This is a genomic window from Colwellia marinimaniae, assembly GCF_002207865.1.
In the GTDB taxonomy this organism is placed as follows: Bacteria; Pseudomonadota; Gammaproteobacteria; order Enterobacterales; family Alteromonadaceae; genus Colwellia; species Colwellia marinimaniae.
Map to the genome: position 1 here is coordinate 1 of NZ_BDQM01000277.1, position 271 is coordinate 271.

Sequence of the window (271 nt, forward strand, 5' to 3'; positions counted from 1 at the left end):
GTACCTTAGTTGCCGCCTTATTTAGCTTTGCCATTTTACAATCATGCTGGCATAGCCGTTGGTGGAAACAACTCGAAACCTTATTAGCGCCGATCATGGCTCTCCCGCATGTTGCCTTTGCGATTGGTTTCGCATTTTTATTTACCCCCAGTGGCTTTATCGCACGCATCTTGGGTGACCAAATCAACTGGCAACTGGTGCATGACCAATATGGACTTGGCCTTATTGCAGCGTTGACGCTCAAAGAGATCCCATTTTTATTGTTTATGAG

The 271-nt window shown here is 45.8% G+C and carries 1 pseudogene; it reads left to right on the forward strand.

The features are described from left to right. Positions 1-271, forward strand: a pseudogene (locus MTCD1_RS19270) (thiamine ABC transporter permease); the annotation flags it as partial.